Annotated in this window: 15 protein-coding genes; 8 read left to right on the forward strand and 7 right to left on the reverse strand. The window is 69.2% G+C overall.

What is annotated here, in order from left to right; translation table 11 throughout:
• Positions 1-29 precede the first annotated feature (29 nt).
• The 5 genes from betB (at position 30) to TSO5_RS01375 (ending at position 5656) form a co-directional block, all read left to right on the forward strand.
• Entirely contained in the window at positions 30-1499 is a 1470-nt protein-coding gene (betB, locus tag TSO5_RS01355) for a betaine-aldehyde dehydrogenase (RefSeq protein WP_109149906.1), read from the forward strand.
• 27 nt (positions 1500-1526) lie between these two features.
• Entirely contained in the window at positions 1527-3314 is a 1788-nt protein-coding gene (betA, locus tag TSO5_RS01360; RefSeq protein WP_247870527.1) for a choline dehydrogenase, read from the forward strand.
• 52 nt (positions 3315-3366) lie between these two features.
• Positions 3367-4344 carry a choline ABC transporter substrate-binding protein gene (locus TSO5_RS01365; protein WP_109149908.1) on the forward strand — a complete coding sequence of 326 codons (978 nt, stop codon included), beginning with the start codon at positions 3367-3369 and terminating at the stop codon, positions 4342-4344.
• A 221-nt stretch (positions 4345-4565) separates the two neighbouring features.
• On the forward strand, positions 4566-4988 hold the full coding sequence (ndk, locus tag TSO5_RS01370) for a nucleoside-diphosphate kinase (protein WP_085089708.1): 423 nt from the start codon (positions 4566-4568) through the stop codon (positions 4986-4988).
• A gap of 155 nt (positions 4989-5143) precedes the next feature.
• The gene (locus TSO5_RS01375) at positions 5144-5656 is read left to right on the forward strand and encodes a hypothetical protein (protein ID WP_109149909.1); all 513 of its coding nucleotides are present in this window, start codon (positions 5144-5146) and stop codon (positions 5654-5656) included.
• Positions 5657-5683: 27 nt separating this feature from the next.
• Here TSO5_RS01375 and TSO5_RS01380 read toward each other — a convergent pair whose 3' ends face one another.
• Positions 5684-6037, reverse strand: coding sequence for a cupin domain-containing protein (locus TSO5_RS01380; RefSeq protein ID WP_109149910.1), 354 nt, complete (start codon positions 6035-6037; stop codon positions 5684-5686).
• Between the two features lie 275 nt (positions 6038-6312).
• Here TSO5_RS01380 and TSO5_RS01385 point away from each other — a divergent pair, with 275 nt between their 5' ends.
• Genes TSO5_RS01385 through TSO5_RS01395 form a run of 3 tightly spaced genes read left to right on the forward strand, consistent with a single transcriptional unit; the run spans position 6313 to position 11007 of the window.
• Entirely contained in the window at positions 6313-8847 is a 2535-nt protein-coding gene (locus TSO5_RS01385) for a response regulator (protein WP_247870528.1), read from the forward strand.
• Positions 8848-8854: 7 nt separating this feature from the next.
• A complete protein-coding gene (locus TSO5_RS01390) occupies positions 8855-10753 on the forward strand; it encodes a response regulator (protein WP_109149912.1) in 1899 nt (632 codons plus the stop codon).
• A 59-nt stretch (positions 10754-10812) separates the two neighbouring features.
• Positions 10813-11007 carry a hypothetical protein gene (locus tag TSO5_RS01395; RefSeq protein WP_109073039.1) on the forward strand — a complete coding sequence of 65 codons (195 nt, stop codon included), beginning with the start codon at positions 10813-10815 and terminating at the stop codon, positions 11005-11007.
• A 40-nt stretch (positions 11008-11047) separates the two neighbouring features.
• On the opposite strand, the gene TSO5_RS32080 is transcribed toward TSO5_RS01395, so the two are convergent.
• The 6 genes from TSO5_RS32080 to tssJ all read right to left on the reverse strand — a co-directional run bounded on the left by TSO5_RS32080 (position 11048) and on the right by tssJ (position 19933).
• Complete coding sequence (locus TSO5_RS32080; RefSeq protein WP_136704195.1) at positions 11048-11233, reverse strand: hypothetical protein; 186 nt, start codon at positions 11231-11233, stop codon at positions 11048-11050.
• A gap of 397 nt (positions 11234-11630) precedes the next feature.
• A complete protein-coding gene (locus TSO5_RS01400) occupies positions 11631-12062 on the reverse strand; it encodes an ATP-binding protein (RefSeq protein WP_158282327.1) in 432 nt (143 codons plus the stop codon).
• Between the two features lie 26 nt (positions 12063-12088).
• Positions 12089-14095 carry a serine/threonine-protein kinase gene (locus tag TSO5_RS01405; protein WP_109149914.1) on the reverse strand — a complete coding sequence of 669 codons (2007 nt, stop codon included), beginning with the start codon at positions 14093-14095 and terminating at the stop codon, positions 12089-12091.
• Positions 14077-17718: a type VI secretion system membrane subunit TssM gene (tssM, locus tag TSO5_RS01410; protein ID WP_109149915.1), complete on the reverse strand. Its 3642-nt coding sequence runs from the start codon at positions 17716-17718 to the stop codon at positions 14077-14079. The genes TSO5_RS01405 and tssM overlap by 19 nt, the downstream gene beginning before the upstream one ends.
• A 17-nt stretch (positions 17719-17735) precedes the next feature.
• A complete protein-coding gene (gene icmH, locus TSO5_RS01415; RefSeq protein WP_109149916.1) occupies positions 17736-19259 on the reverse strand; it encodes a type IVB secretion system protein IcmH/DotU in 1524 nt (507 codons plus the stop codon).
• On the reverse strand, positions 19256-19933 hold the full coding sequence (tssJ, locus tag TSO5_RS01420) for a type VI secretion system lipoprotein TssJ (protein WP_109149988.1): 678 nt from the start codon (positions 19931-19933) through the stop codon (positions 19256-19258). The genes icmH and tssJ overlap by 4 nt, the downstream gene beginning before the upstream one ends.
• Positions 19934-20064 lie beyond the last annotated feature (131 nt).

The following is a 20064-nucleotide window of genomic DNA, read 5'->3' on the forward strand; positions in this document are numbered from 1 at the left end:
TTTGGGACCCGGAATCAGGGAGACGGGACATGATGCGATTCGGACGGCAGGCCCATTACATCCACGGCCGTCCTGTTGAAGGCGAGGGTGAGGAGCGTTTCGCCACCGTCAATCCGGCGACCGGGGAAACGCTCGCCGAGGTGGTGCAGGCGACGTCCGCCGATCTGGATCGCGCGGTGGACAGCGCGCGTGCCGGGCAGGCGGTGTGGGCGGCGATGACGGCGATGGAGCGGGCGCGGGTGCTGCGCCGGGCGGTATCCCTGCTGCGCGAGCGCAACGACACGCTGGCGGAATTCGAAACGCTGGACACCGGAAAGCCGCTGAGCGAGACGCGGGCGGTCGACATCGTCACCGGCGCCGACGTGCTGGAATATTACGCCGGCCTCGCGCCTGCGCTGGAAGGGCGGCAGATCCCGCTGCGCCCAAGCTCCTTCGTCTATACGCGGCGCGAGCCGCTGGGGGTGGTGGCCGGCATCGGCGCCTGGAATTACCCGATCCAGATCGCGCTGTGGAAATCGGCTCCGGCGCTGGCCGCCGGCAACGCCATGATCTTCAAGCCGAGCGAGGTGACGCCGCTGACCGCCCTGCATCTGGCGGCGATCTACAGCGAGGCCGGGCTGCCCGACGGCGTGTTCAACGTCCTCCAGGGCGACGGCCGGGTCGGCGCCATGCTGGCGGCCCATCCCGGCATCGAGAAGCTGTCCTTCACTGGCGGGGTCGAGACCGGCAAGCGGGTGATGGCCGCCGCGGGTGGATCGACCCTGAAGGAGGTGACGATGGAGCTGGGCGGGAAGTCGCCGCTGATCGTCTTCGCCGACGCCGACCTCGACCGCGCCGCCGACATCGCCATGATGGCGAACTTCTACAGCTCCGGTCAGGTCTGTACCAACGGCACCCGCGTGTTCGTCCACCGCAGCATTGGGGCTGCGTTCGAGGAGCGGCTGCTGGCCCGCGTCCGCCGCATCCGCATGGGCGATCCGCTGGACCCCGACACCAATTTCGGCCCGCTCGCCAGCTTCCCCCACCGCGACAAGGTGCTGCGCTACATCGAGGCCGGCAAGGCGGAGGGGGCGCGGCTGCTGGCCGGCGGCGGCGTTCCGGAGGGGCCTGCCTTTGCGCGCGGCGCATATGTGGCGCCCACCGTTTTCACCGACTGCCACGACGGCATGACCATCGTGCGCGAGGAGATTTTCGGCCCGGTTCTGTCGATTCTGGCCTTCGACGGCGAGGAGGAGGTCATCACGCGGGCCAACGCCACCAGCTACGGCCTTGCCGCCGGGCTGGTCACCAGCGATCTGGCCCGTGCCCACCGGGTGATCCACCGGCTGGAGGCCGGCATTTGCTGGATCAACGGCTGGGGTGAATCGCCGCCGGAGATGCCGGTCGGCGGCTACAAGCAGTCGGGCATCGGCCGCGAGAACGGGGTCGAGACGCTGGACCACTACACCCGCCTGAAGTCGGTCCAGGTCGAGTTGGGAACCTACTCCTCGGTGTTCTGAGCCCGCTCTTCAAAGAAGGGGTGTTCGATGTCGAATTCACCGACCTCCGGGGCTGCTGCGCCGGAGAACGGCACCGCTGTGCCCGCCGCCACATCCTCCTTCGCCCCTGCGGCGCGCGAGTATGACTACATCATCGTCGGCGCCGGTTCGGCGGGCAACGTCCTCGCCTGCCGCCTGACGGAGGATGCCGGCGTCAGCGTCCTGCTGCTGGAGGCGGGCGGACCCGACCACCGGCTGGACTACCGCACCCAGATGCCGGCGGCGCTGGCCTTTCCGCTGCAGGGTCGCCGCTACAACTGGGCCTATGTGACCGAACCCGAACCTCACATGAACAACCGCCGGATGGAGTGCGGGCGGGGCAAGGGGCTGGGCGGCTCGTCGCTGATCAACGGCATGTGCTACATCCGCGGCAATGCGTTGGACTATGACGGCTGGGCCGAGCTGCCGGGGCTGGAGGACTGGAGCTATCTCGACTGCCTGCCCTATTTCCGCAAGGCGGAGACGCGCGACATCGGCCCCAACGCCTATCACGGGGGCGATGGTCCACTCTTCGTCACCACCGCCAAGCCGGGCGTCAACCCGCTCTACGAGGCAATGGTGGAGGCGGGGGCGCAGGCCGGCTATGGCCGCACCGACGATCTGAACGGCTACCGCCAGGAGGGCTTCGGCCCGATGGACCGCACGGTGACCGCGCAGGGGCGGCGCTGCAGCACGGCCCGCGGCTATCTCGACCTCGCACGGGGACGGCCGGGGCTGACCATCGTCACCCACGCGATGACCGACCGCATCCTGTTCGACGGGCGCCGTGCCGTCGGCGTCGCCTATCTGCGCAACGGCACGCCGGTGACGGTGCGGGCGCGGCGGGAGGTGCTGCTGTGCGCCGGGGCCATCGCCTCCCCGGCGATCCTGCAACGCTCAGGCGTGGGCCCCTCGCCGCTGCTGCGCGAGCTGGGCGTGCCGGCGGTGATCGACCTGCCGGGGGTCGGCGGCGATCTCCAGGACCATCTGGAGATGTACATCCAGTATGAGTGCCGGCAGCCGGTGTCGCTCTATCCGGCGCTGAAATGGTGGAACCAGCCGGCCATCGGCGCCGAATGGCTGTTCCTGGGCACCGGCATCGGTGCCAGCAACCAGTTCGAGGCCGGCGGCTTCATCCGCACCGGCGACGACGTGCCCTGGCCCAACATCCAGTATCATTTCCTCCCCGTCGCCATCAGCTACAACGGCACCAACGCGGTGGAGGCGCACGGCTTCCAGGCCCATGTCGGCTCCATGCGCTCGCCCAGCAAGGGGCGGGTCCATGCCCGGTCGCGCGATCCGGGGCAGGCGCCGAGCATCCTGTTCAACTATATGGCCGATCCGCAGGACTGGCGGGAGTTCCGCGCCGGCATCCGCATCACCCGCGACATCATGCGCCAGCGCGCCCTGGCTCCCTACCGCGGGGAGGAGATCAGCCCCGGCGCCCATTGCGTCACCGACGCCGACCTCGACGCCTTCGTCCGCCATCACGCCGAGACGGCCTATCACCCCTGCGGCACCTGCCGGATGGGGACCGACGACGGCGCGGTGGTTGACGGCCAGGGCCGGGTGCATGGGCTTGAGGGGCTGCGCGTCATCGACGCCTCGATCATGCCGCGCATCGTCACCGGCAACCTGAATGCGCCAACCATCATGATGGCGGAGAAGCTGGCCGACGCGGTGCGCGGCCGTCCGCCGCTGCCGCGCGCCGACGTGCCCTACTACGTCGCCGACGCCGCCAACAGACAGAAGGAGTCCCAGCGGGAGTCATTGAAGGACCAGCGACTGCGGGCCTGAGACCCGCGCGCCGATAACGACAACGATAACCACAAGCAAGGAGAACAGGGATATGGGCAAAACCTTCGGTAAACTCTCGGGCCTGGCCGTCGGCCTGATGCTGGCAACCGGGACCGCCGCCCTGCCGGCGGGGACGGCTCTCGCCGCCGATCCGGCATCCTGCAAGTCGGTGCGTTTCGGCGATGTGGGCTGGACCGACATCGCCGCGACGACGGCGCTCGCCTCCGTCACGCTGGAGGCGCTGGGCTACAAGCCGACCACCAGCATCTCGTCGGTGCCGGTCGTCTATCTCGGGCTGAAGACCAAGTCGCTGGACGTGTTCCTCGGCAACTGGATGCCCACCATGGAGACCTTCATCAAGCCGGTGCTGGAGGACGGCTCGGTCGAGGTGACGCGCGTCAACCTGGAAGGCGCCAAATACACGCTGGCCGTGCCGACCTATGCCGCCGAGGCCGGGCTGAAGAGCTTCAAGGATCTGGCGAAGTACAAGGACAAGCTCGACGGCAAGATCTACGGCATCGAGGCCGGCAACGACGGCAACCTCGTCATCGACAAGATGCTGAAGGCCGACGCCTTCGGGCTGAAGGACTTCAAGATGGTGGAATCCAGCGAGGCCGGCATGCTGGCCGAGGTGAAGCGGGCGGTCCGGTCCAAGAAGTGGATCGTCTTCCTGGGCTGGGCGCCGCACCCGATGAACAAGACGATGGACATCACCTATCTGGCCGACGGCGACGACTGGTTCGGCCCGAATTTCGGCGGCGCTACCGTCAGCACCAACGTGCGCAAGGGCTATGCCGCCGAATGCCCGAATGTCGGCAAGTTCCTGTCCAATCTGGTCTTCACCCTGGACATGGAGAATTCGGTGATGGACGGCATCATGAACGGCGGCCGCAAGCCGGAAGCGGTGGCCGCCGATTGGCTGAAGAAGAATCCCGCCATCCTGAAGACCTGGCTGTCCGGCGTCACCACGCTGGACGGAAAGGACGGTCTGGCCGCCGCGCAGGCCAAGCTGGACGCGCTGAAATCCTGACCTGACGCCGCGGTTTCGCATTGCCTCCTCGACTCCGGCCGCGACGGGATGCCGTCGCGGCCGCTTTTTTCGGGAGGCAGGCGACGCCCGCCCCGCAACGAACGCCTTGCCGCGCCGCGAAAGCGCCTCTATAAAGCGGCCCATCCGGCGCCCCGGTCTTCCGGCGGCGCCTGCGTGTTTTTAAATCGGCGAAAAGCCCCATTCCCGCAGGAGTCACCACCATGGCCGTCGAACGGACCCTCTCGATCATCAAGCCCGATGCCACCCGCCGCAACCTGACCGGCAAGATCAACGCCAAGTTCGAAGACGGCGGCCTGCGCATCATCGCCCAGAAGCGCGTCCAGCTGTCGAAGGCCCAGGCCGAGCAGTTCTACGGCGTGCATCGCGAGCGTCCGTTCTTCGGCGATCTGGTTTCCTTCATGATCTCCGGTCCGGTGGTCCTGCAGGTTCTGGAAGGCGAGAACGCCATCGCCCGCAACCGCGAGATCATGGGCGCCACCAACCCGGCCAACGCCGCCGAGGGCACCATCCGCAAGGAGTTCGCCGAGTCGATCGAGGCCAACTCGGTCCACGGTTCGGACGCCCCGGAGACCGCCGCCCAGGAGATCGCCTTCTTCTTCGCCGGCATCGAGCTGGTGGGCTGATCCTGCTCGCTTGACCTTCGTCAGGCTTGCCGAAAGGGCCGCTCCCGAGAGGGGGCGGCCTTTTTTGCGTTTTGCGTCAAGCTCTGGCAGTATCGGGGGCCATGAACATGTTGCCCCGCAGACGCCGGGGCCGATCCCGACAGGAGTTGCCCGCGATGGAATCCCAATCCGCAAAGCCGATCATCGCGGCGCTGCTGCAACCGCTGCCGGTGCTGACCCAGCCGCAGGCCCGCAACGACCTGTCCGACGAATCCGTGGTGCGGTTGCTGGTCCGCCAGTTCATCGACCTCAGCCTGGACGCCTTCAATCAGGTTCTGCAGGGCAAGCTGGACCAGGACGAGGCGGTGGACGGCATCAACCGTCAGGCCATCGCGCTCAACTCCGTCTTCCTCGGCACCAGCGGCTTCGAATCCGTCATTACCCATCCGTGGAACACGCCGGAACAGTTGGGCGCATTCCTGAAGGACGTGGTGGCGCTGGAATATCCGGAGGACGACTGCGTCCGCGCCATGCTGATCCATCTGGCGACCCAGGTGATGCACGCGCTGCGCCTTCCCGACGAGGAGCGCAACGAGGAGGTGGAGGCGCTGACTCTCGACGCCGCCGACCTGCTGCTCGGCCGCGCCCCGGAAGACGACGGCGAAATCGACATCAACATCGACGTCTGAGCGCTCGCCTCCCGCATCCCGGCGGCTTCACCCCGCCGGGTTCAGGTTCACCTCGATCAGCACCGTGTCCTCGATGAAGTCGGCGCTGTGCCAAGCCTCGGGGTCGAAGCGGATGACCATCCCCGGCCGCAAATCCACCGGACCGGCTTCGCAGGTCAGCAGGGCGCGGCCTTCCACGACGATGACGAACTGTTCATGCGCATGGGCGTGGCGCGGGGCGGCGGTCCCGGCCTTGATGACGATGTGCTTCAGCGACGCACCGGTGCCGGGAAAGCTGCGCCGCTCCACGCCGTCCGCCGTCTGAGCCGGCAGGTTGCTCCAGGTGATCACGTCGGCCTTCGGGGTGCCAGGGGGAGTAGCAGGCGGAGTGGCGGGGGGCATGGTGGGGTCCTTCCTTGCGAAGCTCACCGGCTTTTCAACGTCAACCCGTTGATACGGGCTCCGTCGCATCCCGGATCTCCTGCCGGTCGCCGGATCTGCTTCAGGCTGTCGCATCCGTGCCAAAGCTGGGGTGCTAAACCTGCTGTTAACGCCTGACCTTCTAAGACGGGACAGTTCGGCGGCGTTACTGCCGGACGATCTTCCGGACCGACGGAGGCTTTGTGGACGTTGCAGACACCGACCGACCGCTCCGCACTGCGGGTGCCGCTGAACCGGTGTCCGGGCCGTCCCGTCTTTCCGCCTCGCTTCCCGGCGCCCTGGCCGGGCTGACCGGCATCGGCACGCTTCTGGCTCTGTCCGTATCCGGCCGGATCGATCTGCCGGCCGCCGCCGCGCTGGCGGTCGCCGGCGGGCTGGCGCTGTGGAGCGCGGTTCGTGTAGGGTCCGCCGCCTCGGCCCTGGCCCGCTCCGACGCCGCCCTGCTCCAGGCGCGGGACGAGTTGGAGGGGCTGCGCGCCCGCTCCCGCGACTTTGCCGCCGTCTCCCCCGGCTGGTTCTGGGAAACCGGGTCGGACCACCGTTATCTGTCGCTGTCGGGCGGGCTGACGGCTCTGCTCGGCTGCGATCCGCGGACCGTGTTCGGCGATTCGCTGTTCGACCTGGGGACATTGGTCGCCGACGAGGCGACCTGGGCCGAATACCGTTCCGACATCGAGGCCGGCCGGCCCTTCCGCGATCTGGAGGTCAGCTTCGAAGGGGTGGACGGCCGCGACCTCGTGCTGCGGCTCAGCGCCGATCCGGTGCGCGGCGCCGACGGGCGCTTCCGCGGCTATCGCGGCTGCGGCGTCGATGCCACCACCGAAACGCTGGCGCTGGTGGAGGCGCGCTTCATGCAGGCGGTGGTGCATGACGCCATCGACAGCGTGTCCGAAGGCTTCGTCCTGTTCAGCGCCGACGGCCGGCTGCTGATCTGCAACGAGCAGTACCGCCGCGCCTATCCCACCATCGCCGACATGCTGACCCCCGGCCGCAGCTTTGCCGAGATCCTGCGCGCGGCGGCCGAACGCGGCGGTTTGGAGGGCGCCGACGACATCGGCGCCTGGGTGGAGCAGCGGCTGACCCGGCACCTGCAGCATTCCGCCCCGGTCGACGGCCGGCTTTCCGACGGACGCTGGTACCGCATCAGCGAACATGCCACCGGCACCGGCGGCGTGGTGAAGATCCTGATGGACATCACCGAACTGAAGACGCGGGAGCAGGAGCTTGCCGACCAGACCGCCCGCCTCGAACGGACCGTCGGCGCCCTGCGCGAAAGCGAACTGCGCTACCGCCAGCTGGTGGAGCTGGCGCCCTACGGCATCGTCATCTGGGATCGCGCCGCCATCCGCTTCGCCAACGGCGCCGCGGCCGCGATCCTGGGCATGGCAGCCGAGGCGCTGGAAGGCCAGCCGCTCGCCGGCTTCCTGGAGGATGGCGACGCGCTGGCGACGACGCTCGCCGGTGCCGCCGACGGCGAGGAACAGCGGCTGGAATGCGACGCCCTGCGCCCCGACGGTGAGCGCCGCCGGCTGGAGGTCGCGGCCAGCCAGGCCGTCTATTCCGGCGGGCCGGCGGTGCTGCTGGTGTTGAACGACATCACCGACCGTCGCCGGGTCGAGGGCGAGCTGCAGCGAGCCCAGAAGATGGAGGCGGTGGGCCGGATGGCCGGCGGCATTGCCCATGAGTTCAACAACATGCTGACCGCCATCGGCGGCTTCGCCCGGCTGGCGGAACGCAACCCCGCCGATCCCAACCGCGTGCTGACCTGCGTGCAGGAGATCGCCAAGGCATCCGAACGGGCGGCGGCGCTGACCGGCCAGCTTCTGGACTTCTCCCACCGCCGCGTCACCGACGAACGCGAGGTGGTGGCCGTCGCGCCGCTGGTGCGCGACCTGCGCGTCTTCCTGAAGCCGCTGCTCAGCGCCGGCATCGATGTGGCGATCCTGGCGGAGGATGAAGGCGCGCATGTGCTGGTCAATCCGGTCACGCTGAATCAGGCGCTGCTGAACCTCGCGCTGAACGGGCGCGACGCCATGCCCCACGGCGGCACCCTGACCATCGCCCTGACGATGGAGGTGCCGGACGATGCCTTCTTCGCCCGCCATCGCGGTCTGAAGCCCGGCCGTTACGTGGTGATCCGCGTGACCGACCAGGGCACCGGCATCCCGGCGGAGATCCGTGACCGCATCTGGGAGCCCTTCTTCACCACCAAGGAACCGGGAAAGGGCACCGGGCTCGGCCTGTGGATGGTCTACGGCACGGCGCAGCAGTCCGGCGGTGCCGTTGAGCTCGAGGACATGGCAGGGGAGGCGGGGCACGGCGCCACCTTCGCCCTCTACCTGCCGGCCGTCGATACGCCCGCCGAGCCGGCCGGGCTCGCCCCCCTGCACGTCGCCGAGGGAGAAGGGGCAGTCATCCTGCTGGTCGATGACGAGGACTCGGTCCGCCGCTATCTGCGCCTCGTGCTGGAGGAGGCCGGCTGCACGGTGGTGGAGGCGTCCGACGGCCAGGAGGCGCTGACTCGTTACGACGAGGCCGGCGGCCTGTTCGACGCGGTGGTCAGCGACGTGTCGATGCCGCGGATGAACGGTCTGGAGCTGGCCCGCGCGCTGGAGACCCGCAACCAGCTTCTGCCCATCCTGTTCCTGACCGGCTATGCCTCGCGCGAGACCGCGGCCGGGCTGACGGCGCAGGAGGGGCGGCAGATCGTGATGAAGCCGGTGACGCCGGAACGGCTGCTGGCCGCGCTCCGCGATCTTTTGGCCTTGTGAGGGCGGGATGGAGGCGTCCCGTCACGACTCTTCGGCGAAGGGACCGGCAGCGGAGCCGGCGCCGGACGAGGCGGAGGGGACGGCCCCAGCCGCCTGCCGGGAGCCTGCCGACTTCTACACGCCGGCCGGCCGCGACGGCGTCGGCCGCTTCTGCCGCCGCTTCCTGGACGAGAACGCGCTGACCGCGACGGAGCTTCTGCACCACCCGCGCCACCAGACGGCACTTTCCAACACCGCCACCTTCGTCGCCATCCTGACCCAGGCCGAGCGGGCGATGGACCGGAAAGGCGGGATGACCCCGCTGGTCAACGAGATCGCCCGGCTGTCGCGCGAGCGGCTGAAGGAAAACCCACCGCCCGACTTCCTGCCCGATGCCTATCCCGGCACGGCGGCGGAACTGCTGTCGGTCGGCGGCTTCCTCGGCCGCTTCCTGCTCGACGCCGCCGTCACCCAGCACATCGCCACCTGCCGCAGCTTCGCCGAGAAGGGCGAATCGCTGCTCGATCTTGCGGAAACCACCGAGCATCCCGACGCGCTGGCGCCGCTGGAGCGGCTGCTGGGCGAAATCCTGCTGAGCGACGCCGGCACCGCGTCCTGCGCGCGCGATGCGCCCTTCGTCACGCTGATCGACCTGATCGTGACGCTGATCGCCGCCGACCGGCCGATGCCGGACGAGGCTCCGCCGGTGTTCCGGCGGCTCGACACGCTGATGCGCCGGGTGCCGATGCCGGGCTTGCGCGATGCGCTGGCCGCCGCCTTCCGCCGGGAGATGGCCAAGCCCGCCTGCTTCACCATCGCCAGCGCCGGCGACATGTTCGGCATCGAGGCGGTGCAGCGCGAGATCCTGGCGCTGAGCGACCTGTCCGCCCGCCTGCGCGACCGCGAGGGCGCCTATGTCGGCGGCGGCCGCACCGAGGCGGCCCTGCAGCGCCGCACCGCCCTGCTGGTCAACGAGGATACGGTCCCGGAGATCACCCGCGGCCGCAACTTCATGCAGAAGCTGCGTATCCTGTTCGTGCTTCAGAAGATGCCGCTGTCGCCCTCCGCTGCCAAGGCGGTGACCGATTACCTGAAGAGCTTCTTCGACAGCCGCGACTTCGCCGGTCGCCTGCTGGACTGCTGGAAGGACCGGAACGAGAAGCTGAAGGGGCTGGCGGAGGTGCAGCGCATGGTGCTGTCCAGCGCCTTCCCGGAGGAGGAGCGGGAGTATCTCGGCAGCCAGCTCGACGACATCCAGAACGCCTTTCTGCGCACCCAGCGCGTGCTGGCCCCGCTGATCCAGGCCAAGGACGATCCGCCGGTGGACAGCGTGCTCGACATCGTCCGGCTGGCGGGGGAGGGGGCGATCTGCAGCGGCAAGAGCCGGCTGGCGGTGGCCCGCGTGCTCTACCGCCACTGCCACCGCCCGCGCTTCGTCCGCCATGTGCTGCTGAACGCGCCGGGGGCGAAGGAACGGGCGGCGCGGGCGAACTGGCTTCGGCAATCGCTGGCGATGGTGGGCGTGCCCTTCATCGACCTCGCCGCGCAGCGCGTTCTGGTGGTGGATGACGAGGCCGGGCCGCGCGCCCTGGTCGCCTCCGTCCTGCAGGACCTCGGCATCGGACATGTCGACAGCGCCGCCGACGGACAGGAGGCGATGGAGCGTTTCCAGACCGATGGTACGGCCTACGACCTGATCATCTGTGATTGGATGATGCCGCGTCTGAGCGGTCTCGACCTGCTGAAGCAGGTCCGCGAGTCCCGCAGCGACCTGCCGTTCCTGATGGTCACCGCGCTGGCGACGCTGGAGGCGGTGAAGAAGGCGCTCGCCCATCAGGTCAGCGGCTACATCGCCAAGCCCTTCACGCCCGACCAACTGGAGGAGAAGGTCTTCCTGGTGCTGGCGCAGAAGGGGATCGGCGACTAGGGGACTTCCGTCGCGCCGGGCTGTTGTGGTGTGCGAGACCTGATCGAAGGAGCCATCCAATGGCAGACCAGAAACCCGCCAGCAGCAACGTGCTGTCCAACGAACCCGACCGCGACATCGCTGATCCGCTCGACGCGGCCAAGGCGGTGTCGGATACCGGCAAACCGATCACCCCCGATACCGAATCGGCCAAACACATCGACCGCCCGGCGGAAAAGGGCAAAGCCGGAAAGACTGCCGGAAAGACGAAATGAAGGGGAAGCTCTCTCCCGGGGCGGGAGAGAGACATTGGGCTCAGCGCAACTCCAAGCCGGCCTGTTTGAAAGCACGGGCGAGGGCATCGACGATGGCCGGGTCGACCTCGCCCGTTCCGTAATCGAGATTCATCACGGCGTACCACGGAACGCCGGCCTTGTTCGCCAGCATCCGTGTCGACCAGCCAAGACGCAGGCGTGCCTCTTGGCACTGCGACCCGGTCATGATGCGTCGACTCCACACGTTAGCGTTTGCCTTCCATGGCATTGCCCCGAGCCCGCCGCGAGAGGCCCGAATGGCCGATCCCGCCCGCAACCTGGGGCTATCCCCAATAGTGCAAGAATTTCCCCGGCTTGTCATGTGTCGGGTTGTTGCAGAGCGAAACGCTCTGCTTTGCTGGATTGTCATGGAAGGCAATTTGCCGACATTCGACGAAAACCACGGGAAGTCCGCAAGGCCACCAATATGACCTTATCGATGATGGGGACTTGTCCAGACCGTCGGCTTTTGGATCGAACCGTAAAGTCGACAAGGCATGGATGACGATTTTTTGAAGTGAGTTTTGCAGAGTGCGTTGCCGCTTCCGGTTGCGTCTGTCCGCAAGCCTTCAGCCCCACGGCCCTCAGCCGATGCCTTTGGACAGCAGGATCAGGTTCCGGTTGCCTTCGCGCCGGTAGCTGGCGTGGTCCATCGTCTTCTGGACCAGGAACACGCCAAGGCCGCCGACGCGGCGGTCGCCGACGTCGCTGGTCAGGTCGGGGGGTGGGGCTTCGGCGAAGGGGTCGAAGGCGTCGGCGTCGTCCTCCACCTCCGCCCTCAGCTCGGTGCCGTCCGCTTCCATCCGCACCAGAATCTCGTGCGGGCCGGCATCGCCATAGCCGTAGGATACGGTGTTGGTGATGAGTTCGTCGAAGCAGAGGTTGAACTTGAAGGCGAGGGCGGGGGGCAGGTCGTTGCGCTCGATGAACTCGTCCACCGCGGCGGCCAGCCGTTCCAGTTCGGACAGGTCGTTGCGCAGCACCATCTCCAGGCGGTTCGTCAGGGTATCGTCCATCCGCTCCTCTGCCTCCATTCCGCCCGTTATGCCGCCACGCCGGCCACTGCCCAGCGGCGCAGGGCCGTCAGGGCGATCCGCTCCACCTCGCTCCAGCCGAGCCCGCTCGCCATCTCCGCCAGCGCCACCAGACGGCTGCGGGCGCCGGTGTCGCCGACCGGCGCATTGCCCAGATCGGCGGTCAGCCCGGCGACCAGGCCATACAGCATGGTCGACAGGCTGTGCATCAGCGCCGCGCAATCGGGTGCCGTCAGCCTGGTGGCGAACAGATAGAGCTGGCCGACGCCGCGCAGCCGGGCGGCGAAGCTCTCCGCCGTGCCGGCTCCAGTCGCGACCTCGCCGCGCAGCTCCTCCACCGACAGACTGGCGAAGCGGCCGGCGGCGGCAATGAACTCCGCCACCGCGTCCTGGGGCAGACCGCCGGTGGCTTGGCCGCCGGTCTCGAACAGGCGCTGCGCCATGACGATCAGCTCCTCGATGTTGGCGAGGATGATGGCAACGCCGAAGCGGGCCAGCCCGTCGTTGCCGTCGGTGCAGGCGCGCAGGATCTGCGTCACCTTGCGGATGACCTGCACGGCGAACATCAGCATGGCGCTGCGGCTCTGTGCCAGTTCGGCCTCGGCGCCCAGTTCCTCCAGCGCGTGCTGCAGGATCTCCAGCCGCAGGAAGTCGAGCGACAGCATCTGGATGTCCGGGTTGTCGCCGTCCATCAGCACGCGGTTCAGCTCGCCGGAATAGAGGAAGAAGCGTCCGGACAGATCGAAGGCGATGCGTGCCGCCGACATCTTGGCCCGATCCGCCGCCGGCGTGCCGGCCAGCGCGCGCGTCATTGCCGCGAACAGCCGGACCATCGGCATCCAGTCGCGCCGCTGACTGGCCGGGGCGGCGCGCGGCGCCGGGGTGGAGGCGACGATCAATTCCGTTAGCGGCTCGATCCCGGCGCCGAGCAGCACCGACTGCCAGCGCTGGGCGTCGCCACCGCTGCCCGCCTGCCAGTCGGCCAGCATGTCCAGCAGCTCGGTCAGCTTGCGGGCGTCCAGCGGCTGGCTGGGGACGGCGCGCAGGGCTGCTTCCAGCGCGGCCGCCAGCGCATCGCGGTCGCGCAAGGGGGCGACGGTCGGAACCTCGGCATTGAACAGGGTCTGTTCGGCGGTGGGCACCGCCACCCGCATGGTGCCGGCAACCGCCAGCGCGTGGCGCAGCGCCTCGGCGAACTCCGCGGCGCTGGCGTAGCGATCGGCCGGCGCCTTGGCCAGCGCCTTCAGGATCACCGTGTCGAAGGGCGGCGGCAATTCCGGATTGCCGTGCGACGGCGGCGGCGGCTCGACGAACAGGATCTGCTGCATCACGGTGGCGACGGAGCCGGAGAAGGGCCGCCGCTGCGCCAGCAGGTAATAGAGCACCACCCCGGCGGAGAACAGGTCGCTGCGCGGGTCGGCCTTCTCCCCGCGTAGAACCTCCGGCGCCATGTAGGCGGGGGTGCCCAGCAGGTCGCCGGCCTGGGTCAGGTCGGAGGAGGAGATTTGCGCGATGCCGAAATCCGCCAGCTTCGGCGTCAGGTCCTCCTGCACCACGATGTTGGCCGGCTTGATGTCGCGGTGGATGACGTTGCGGGCATGCGCGAAGGCCAGCGCGTCCAGCACCGCCGCCATCAGCGCGCCGCCCTGCTGCACCGACAGCGGCGTGTCGGCCTCCAGATACTGCTTCAGCTCCTTGCCCTGGATCAGTTCCATGGCGAGGTAGGGTGCATCGCCCTGGGCGGCGTCCAAGGTGCCGTAATCATGGACCCGGACGATGTTTGGGTGGTCCAGCTTCAGGCCGATCTGCGCCTCCCGCCCGAAGCGGGCGAGCACGGCGTTGCGTTCCGCCGCCGCCAGCAACTCGGCACGCAGCAGCTTCAGCGCGACCGGCTGTCCGGACCGCCCGTCGGTGGCGCGATAGACCACGCTCATCGCACCCTGGCCCAGCACCCCCTCGACCCGATAGGGGCCGATGGGACCGGGAAGCACGCCGCCTACAGCGCCGTCGGGCATCGGAAACTCTCCAGCAGGTTCTTGCCGAAGGGGTTGTTCACGCTGTCGGCCCGCAGGGCGAAGACCGCCTTGCGGGTGCCCACCGTCACCGAGAAGGTGAAGCGGTCGGGCTGCGGCGTGGACTCCAGCTTGCCGTCGGCGAGGAAATGGAACAAGGCCCAGGGACCCTGGCGCGAGATGCCGGCCGGTTCCCCCGGCAGTGGCGGGCCGAAGCCGAGGCGCACGCTGCTGGTGCCCTCCGCCCCCGGCCATTTCATCACCTGCGGGCGCGGCGGACCGTGCTGGTAGATCAGCGTCTGGCCGTCGATGTCCATCGCCACCTGCGTCGCCTTGGCGTCCAGCTCCACCGGCGTGATCTCGAACACCACCTTGGCGGCGGCGGCCCCGGCCGGGAACAGGCTGTCGCGGATGCGCGCCGCCCGCTCGAACTGGTCGAGCACGGCGGGCGGAACGCCCAGATCGACCTGATCCACCTTCTGCCAGGCCCAGGGGCTGACCGTCATGTCGACGAAGGGGCGCAGGTTGGTGTTGAAGAACTGGTCGATCATGCCGCCCGGCGCGAACAGCTTGGCGAAATCGGCCGAGGTCACGTCGACCGGGCTGTTCGGCACCATGGGGAAGCGGTTGTCGAGAGCCGCCCGGCAGAAGGGCAGGACGGTGGACTGCCACGCCTTGTTGATCTGCGCCCGCGCGCCGCCGGCGCTGACCGTCGCCGCGCTCTGCGCCACGGTGGCGACCATGCCGCCGACCGGATCGGGCAGGTCGCGGGCGAGCGTGCGCAGCTGCGCCGCCACCGCCCCCTTGTCGCCACTGCCGGCCAGCCCGGCCAGCAGCGCGCCGTTCTGGTCGGGCGCGTTGGCGGCCCGCGCGATCTGCTGGTACAGCTCGCCCAGCAGTTTCAGCGAGTCGTCCAGCTTCGGCGGAGCGCCGCCTTCACCCTGCACCAGTTCGCGCAGAGCCTTGAAATGGTCGTTGATCGGCTGACCCGGTGGCGGACCCTCCGGCTGCAGCGAGACGCCGGCCAGCCGCGCCAGATAGGCGGCATTGGTGCCGGTGGAGTCCACCGCCTTCTCCGCCACCTGCGCCTGCTGCGCCACCCCGGCCAGCGGCCCGCCGGCCACCGGCCCCTTGCCGTCTGCCGGCTTGTCATTCGGGCCGGGCGCCAGCGTGGTCTGCCGCACCATGGCGGTCAGCCACAGCTTCAACGGCGATTGCGGGCCGGACAGCGTGTTCAGCACGTCGGCGGCCTGATTGAGGCTGCGCAGCGGCACGATCACCACGTCGCCCAGCATCTCGTCCCACTGGCGGGCGTAGCGGTCGAGATAGACGGCGAGGATGCCCTGTTCCAGCCGCTGCGCGCTGGCGACCGCCTGCGGTCCGCTGCTCGGCTGGCCCAGCACCCAATTCTCGGCCACCAGCGCCTTGGCGACCTTGGGCAGCGCCGGCAGCACCGCCTTGTGGAAGCCGTCATAGGTGTAGAGGCCGGGGACGCCGTCCGACAGCGGTTTGCCCGACGGGCGGATCAGCACCCGCCCGGCCAGCGGCCCGGCATTGTCCACCAGCCGCCAATCGGTCAGCGCTTGAATCTCCGGCCGGTCGCGCAGGATGGCGAAGCCGCGTTCGGCCAGCGGATAGCCGGTCAGGCTCTGCCGGGCCTCCTCGACCAGCGCCTCGTCTGCCGGCATGGCGGGCAACGACGCGGCCAGCATGGCGTCCAGATGGGTGCGCAGGTCGCGCCGGATGCCGTCATAGGCGGGGCCGGGCAGCGACGCCATCCAGTCCAGCGCCATCCATTCCGACACCAGCGCCTTGTCCATCGGCCCCTTGCCGGCCAGCATCAGATAGACCTTCAGCGCCTGGAACAGATATTCGGGCCGGCCGCGCTCGTGGCGCAGCTGCCCTTCCACCCGCAGGAAGACGCGCGGCAGCAGCACGGCGTTCAGCGCCCGGCCATAGACCGTCCCGCTCTGCCGGCCCAGCCGGTCGCCCTGATAGAGGCCGCCGGTCATCTCCAGCGGCGGCGGCTCGGTCCAGCCGGCGGGAATGGCGCGCAGCGTGTTCAGCGGCGGCACGATGGTGATGAAATCGGTGTCGTCCACCTTGGTCAGCGACCGCGGCGCGACGGCGAGCGGCTCCAGCTCCGCCTGAGCCTTGGCGGCGGCGGCATCGACCCCGGCGACCAGGGCGGCGTTGCCGGTGAAGCTGTTGGCCCAGAAGGCGGCGACCGCCAGTCCGGCCAGCAGCATCGCCGCCATCGCCCCGCTGCGCAGCAGGCGCCGCCGCCGCTCCAGCCCGCTGTCGGCGCCGACCAGCCCGGCCTCGGCGAACACCACCTCGCGCAGGGTGCGCGTCAGGAAAAAGCTTCGCCCGCCGCTTGCCGCCGGCAGCACCGGCCGTTCCAGCCCGAAAGACCCCGCCACCATCTCCGACAGCCGGTCCACCGGCGCGCCGTCCTGGGTGCCGCTGGTCAGATAGACGCCGCGCAGCAGTGCCCGCTCCTCGTAGCGGTTGGGCTCGAAGATCACCATCAGCAGGTCGGCGATGGCCGGCTTCAGCGCGGCGATCTGCGCCGGGAACAGGGTGTCGAGCGACCGGCGCTGGATGTCCGATTCGCCATGGACGCGGTCCAGCACCCGGCGGGCGATCCGGCCGGTCAGCGCGTCGAACTCCTCGCCGAAGCGGTAGACCGGGGCGTCGTCGCCCTTCCTGCCGTCGTCCAGCGGGAAGGTGACGCCCCAGACCTGCTCGCGCTCCTCGCGGCTGAGGTCGTCGAAGAACTCGGCGAAGCCGGCGATCAGGTCGGCCTTGGTCAGCAGCACATAAACCGGGACGCGCGACCCGACCTGTCCGCGCAGCTCCTTCAGCCGCAGCTTCAGCTGTTCGGCATGGCCCTTGCGCTCCGGCTCGCTCCAGGCGGCAAGCTCGGCGAGGCTGACGGCCAGCAGGATGCCGTTGACCGGCTGGCGCGGGCGGTGGCGCTTCAGCAGGGCGATGAAGTTCTTCCACACCTTGCCGTCGATGGCGGGCTGGCTGTCCTGGGTGATGTAGCGGCCGGCGGTGTCGATCAGCACCGCCTCGTCGGTGAACCACCAGTCGCAGTTGCGGGTGCCGCCGACGTCGCGCAGCGCCGCCCGCCCCATCTCCGCCGCCAGCGGGAAGCGCAGGCCGGAGTTGGCCAGCGCCGTCGTCTTGCCCGCCCCCGGCGCGCCGATCAGCAGGTACCAGGGCAGTTGGTAGAGATAGCGCTGCCCCCATTTGCCGCCGAACCGCGCCTTGCGCAGCTGGTCCAGCGCCTCGCGCAGCCGGCCGCGCAGCAAGTCGGTCTCCTGACCAACGGCTTCGGAATCGGGATCTCCCTTGGCGGCCGGCGTCGCCTTGGAGAGCGCCTGCACCATGCGGTCGTTGGCGCTGCGGTGGCGGTACAGCGACCATTGCATCGCCAGCGCCCACACCAGCAGGATGCCGAACACCACCGCCAATCGGATGGTCGCATCCTCCAGCGGGAAGGCGCCGGATACGGCGACCAGCGGCCCGAGGAACCAGACGATGGCGCCCAGGCACAGCGCCGCGACCAGCGTCAGGAACCAGCGGGAGGTCAGGGCGGAGAGGATGGATTTCAGCATCGGTGTTTCGCCATCGGTCAGGGCGCCAGCACGATGTCGACGCGCCGGTTGGCCTGACGGCCCTCCGCTGTCGTGTTGGGGGCAATCGGGTCGGTGTCGCCGCGCCCTTCGGCGCTCAGGCGGCTTCCACCGTCCTTTGCAGCGTCGGCGCCCAGAATCTCGGTCATCAGCCGCTGTACCTTGTCGGCCCGCGCCTCCGACAATTCCTGGTTGGACGGGAAGCGCAGCGAACGGATTGCGACGCTGTCGGTGTTGCCGATCACGGCGATCCGGCCCTTTTCGGAGCGCAGCGCCTCGGCAACATGCTTGAATAGCTCGACATAGCGCGGCTCGATGCGGTCGCTGCCCGATGCGAAGACGTTCAGGCGGGTGCGGACCAGCACGCGACCATCGGTGCCGCCGCTGACCTCGACCAGCCCTGCCTTGATGTCGGCGGCCAACGCCGCGGCGACGCGGTCGGCGACGGTCCGGCTGGGTGGCGGGGCGGGCAGGGTGGCCGGCGCCTCGATCCGCACGACCTGCACCGGTTTGTCCGGGATCAGCCCGGCCAAGCGGCGGTAGGCGGCATCGGACTGGTCGGCGAGCGCGAAGACGAACCAAGCATAGAGCGCCGCCAGCAGCGCCACGATCATCACCGCGGGAACCCACAGCGGGATGGTGGCCGCCAGTGGACGGAAGCCGTCGGCCTGCCCGCGCCAATGGGGCGACAGGTCGCGCTCCGCCTCGCCGCGCTGCTTGCGAATGACGCGGTACAGCCGGTCGCGCAGCTTCGCCAGATCGCTATAGCCGCGCGGCAGGACGCGGTACTTGCCCTCGAACCCCAGCGAAACGCAGAGGTAGTAAAGTTCCAGCTCCATCAGGTGACGGTCGGGCACCTCGGCCATCTGGTCGAGCAGGTCGAAGAAGCGCTCGCCGCCCCAGGTCTCCTTCTGGATGGTGGAGACCATGCTCTTGTGCGCCCACAGGCTCTGGTTGCCCCAGGAGGTCGCCAGAACCACGTCGTCCACCGTCGCACACAGCGCATAGCCGGCGCTGCGGATCTGGGCGGCGGGCAGGCCGGCGCGCACCGTCGCCGCCTCGAACCGCTGCATCTCGGCGATCACCCGCTCGCGCAGGGACTCCACGTCGCGGTGCTGGGGCAGGTCGCGCAGCCGCACCACGGTCGCCAGGATGGGGGCGGCGGCGGTGACCAGCGGGTTGTCGCTGACCGCGGTCAGCGCCGCCAGCGTCGCGTCGTCGAGCGGCCGGAAACCTGGAGAGAATGGAGCAAGACCGGAGGCCGCAGGGGCCGGAGCCGCCGGAGCGGACGGCTTGGCCGACGCGAAGGCGGGCTGCGAGAAGGCTGCCGGCGAGGGGGAGGGGGCGTAGGACGCAGCGCCCTGGCCGAAGGCGGGCGGCACCAGCCCGGCCGCCGGAGCGGCAGCGGCGGCACCCCCGGCCGGCGCGGACGGGCGCTGGAACGCCATCGGCTGCATCACCGTGGCGTCGATGTCGTCCGGTTCGTCGAACGGGTTCTTGTCGGGCGGCGGCCGGACGCTCATGACGGCCCCTTCACGATCAGGTTGTGCTTGGCAACGGGCGGCTGGTCGGTGGAGACCTTCGGCGCAGGTTCAGCCTTTTCGGCCTTTGGCGCATCGGCCTTAGCCTTGTCGGCATCGGGCTTCGCGTCTTCAGGCTTGTCCGCAGCGGGCTTATCCCCTTCGGTCTCACCGTCGGCGGTGGCCGCATCGCTATCTTCGCCATCCTGCCGGACGAGCGTGATGGTGCTGCCCTTGGCGGTCAGGACGAAATTGTTCGCCTTGTTCGGTTCCACTGGCTGCAGGGCGCGCCAGCCGGCTTCCTCATAGGCGCGGAAGGCGGCGGCGATGGCCAGCGTCTTGACGTCCGGCTTGGGCTGGATCGTCACGGTCTGCCGGCCGTCGGGCTGCACCGCCAGCTCCTGCCGGTCGAGCAGGGTGGGGCCGAGCGTCGCCTTGTCCTGGTCCATGACCTGGAAGAAATCGGCATTGGCGAAAGCGTCGCTGGGGCCGAGCTGGTAAAGCCGCAGCATCACCGGCGACGGCCGGCCGCTGGGATCGGGGTTCAGCGCCTTCGCCCCCACCACCGTCAGCCGGATCGTGGTCGGCGGCGGCGGCTTCGGAGCGGAGGAGCAGGCGGCCAGCGCCAGCGCTGCGACCAGGGCGGCAGCGGACCATGTCGTCTTCCGGATCCGCATCCAGCCGGCAATCCTCTGCATCACCACACCTTTCCCCTTATACGTTCGGGTATAGCAGGGCACGAACGGATGGTCATCCCTAACCAAAGGCGCCGGCGTGACAATTCCTCGACCGCCGGCTGGAGAGGTTG

The organism is Azospirillum sp. TSO5, assembly GCF_003116065.1.
Taxonomy (GTDB): Bacteria; Pseudomonadota; Alphaproteobacteria; order Azospirillales; family Azospirillaceae; genus Azospirillum.

Excerpts from the sequence above, each read along its gene's own strand:
- betB (WP_109149906.1), top strand. The coding sequence starts at position 30 with ATGATGCGATTCGGACGGCAGGCCCATTACATCCACGGCCGTCCTGTT.
- betA (WP_247870527.1), top strand. The coding sequence starts at position 1,527 with ATGTCGAATTCACCGACCTCCGGGGCTGCTGCGCCGGAGAACGGCACC.
- TSO5_RS01365 (WP_109149908.1), top strand. The coding sequence starts at position 3,367 with ATGGGCAAAACCTTCGGTAAACTCTCGGGCCTGGCCGTCGGCCTGATG.
- ndk (WP_085089708.1), top strand. The coding sequence starts at position 4,566 with ATGGCCGTCGAACGGACCCTCTCGATCATCAAGCCCGATGCCACCCGC.
- TSO5_RS01375 (WP_109149909.1), top strand. The coding sequence starts at position 5,144 with ATGGAATCCCAATCCGCAAAGCCGATCATCGCGGCGCTGCTGCAACCG.
- TSO5_RS01380 (WP_109149910.1), bottom strand. The coding sequence starts at position 6,037 with ATGCCCCCCGCCACTCCGCCTGCTACTCCCCCTGGCACCCCGAAGGCC.
- TSO5_RS01390 (WP_109149912.1), top strand. The coding sequence starts at position 8,855 with ATGGAGGCGTCCCGTCACGACTCTTCGGCGAAGGGACCGGCAGCGGAG.
- TSO5_RS01395 (WP_109073039.1), top strand. The coding sequence starts at position 10,813 with ATGGCAGACCAGAAACCCGCCAGCAGCAACGTGCTGTCCAACGAACCC.
- TSO5_RS32080 (WP_136704195.1), bottom strand. The coding sequence starts at position 11,233 with ATGACCGGGTCGCAGTGCCAAGAGGCACGCCTGCGTCTTGGCTGGTCG.
- TSO5_RS01400 (WP_158282327.1), bottom strand. The coding sequence starts at position 12,062 with ATGGACGATACCCTGACGAACCGCCTGGAGATGGTGCTGCGCAACGAC.
- TSO5_RS01405 (WP_109149914.1), bottom strand. The coding sequence starts at position 14,095 with ATGCCCGACGGCGCTGTAGGCGGCGTGCTTCCCGGTCCCATCGGCCCC.
- tssM (WP_109149915.1), bottom strand. The coding sequence starts at position 17,718 with ATGCTGAAATCCATCCTCTCCGCCCTGACCTCCCGCTGGTTCCTGACG.
- icmH (WP_109149916.1), bottom strand. The coding sequence starts at position 19,259 with ATGAGCGTCCGGCCGCCGCCCGACAAGAACCCGTTCGACGAACCGGAC.
- tssJ (WP_109149988.1), bottom strand. The coding sequence starts at position 19,933 with ATGCGGATCCGGAAGACGACATGGTCCGCTGCCGCCCTGGTCGCAGCG.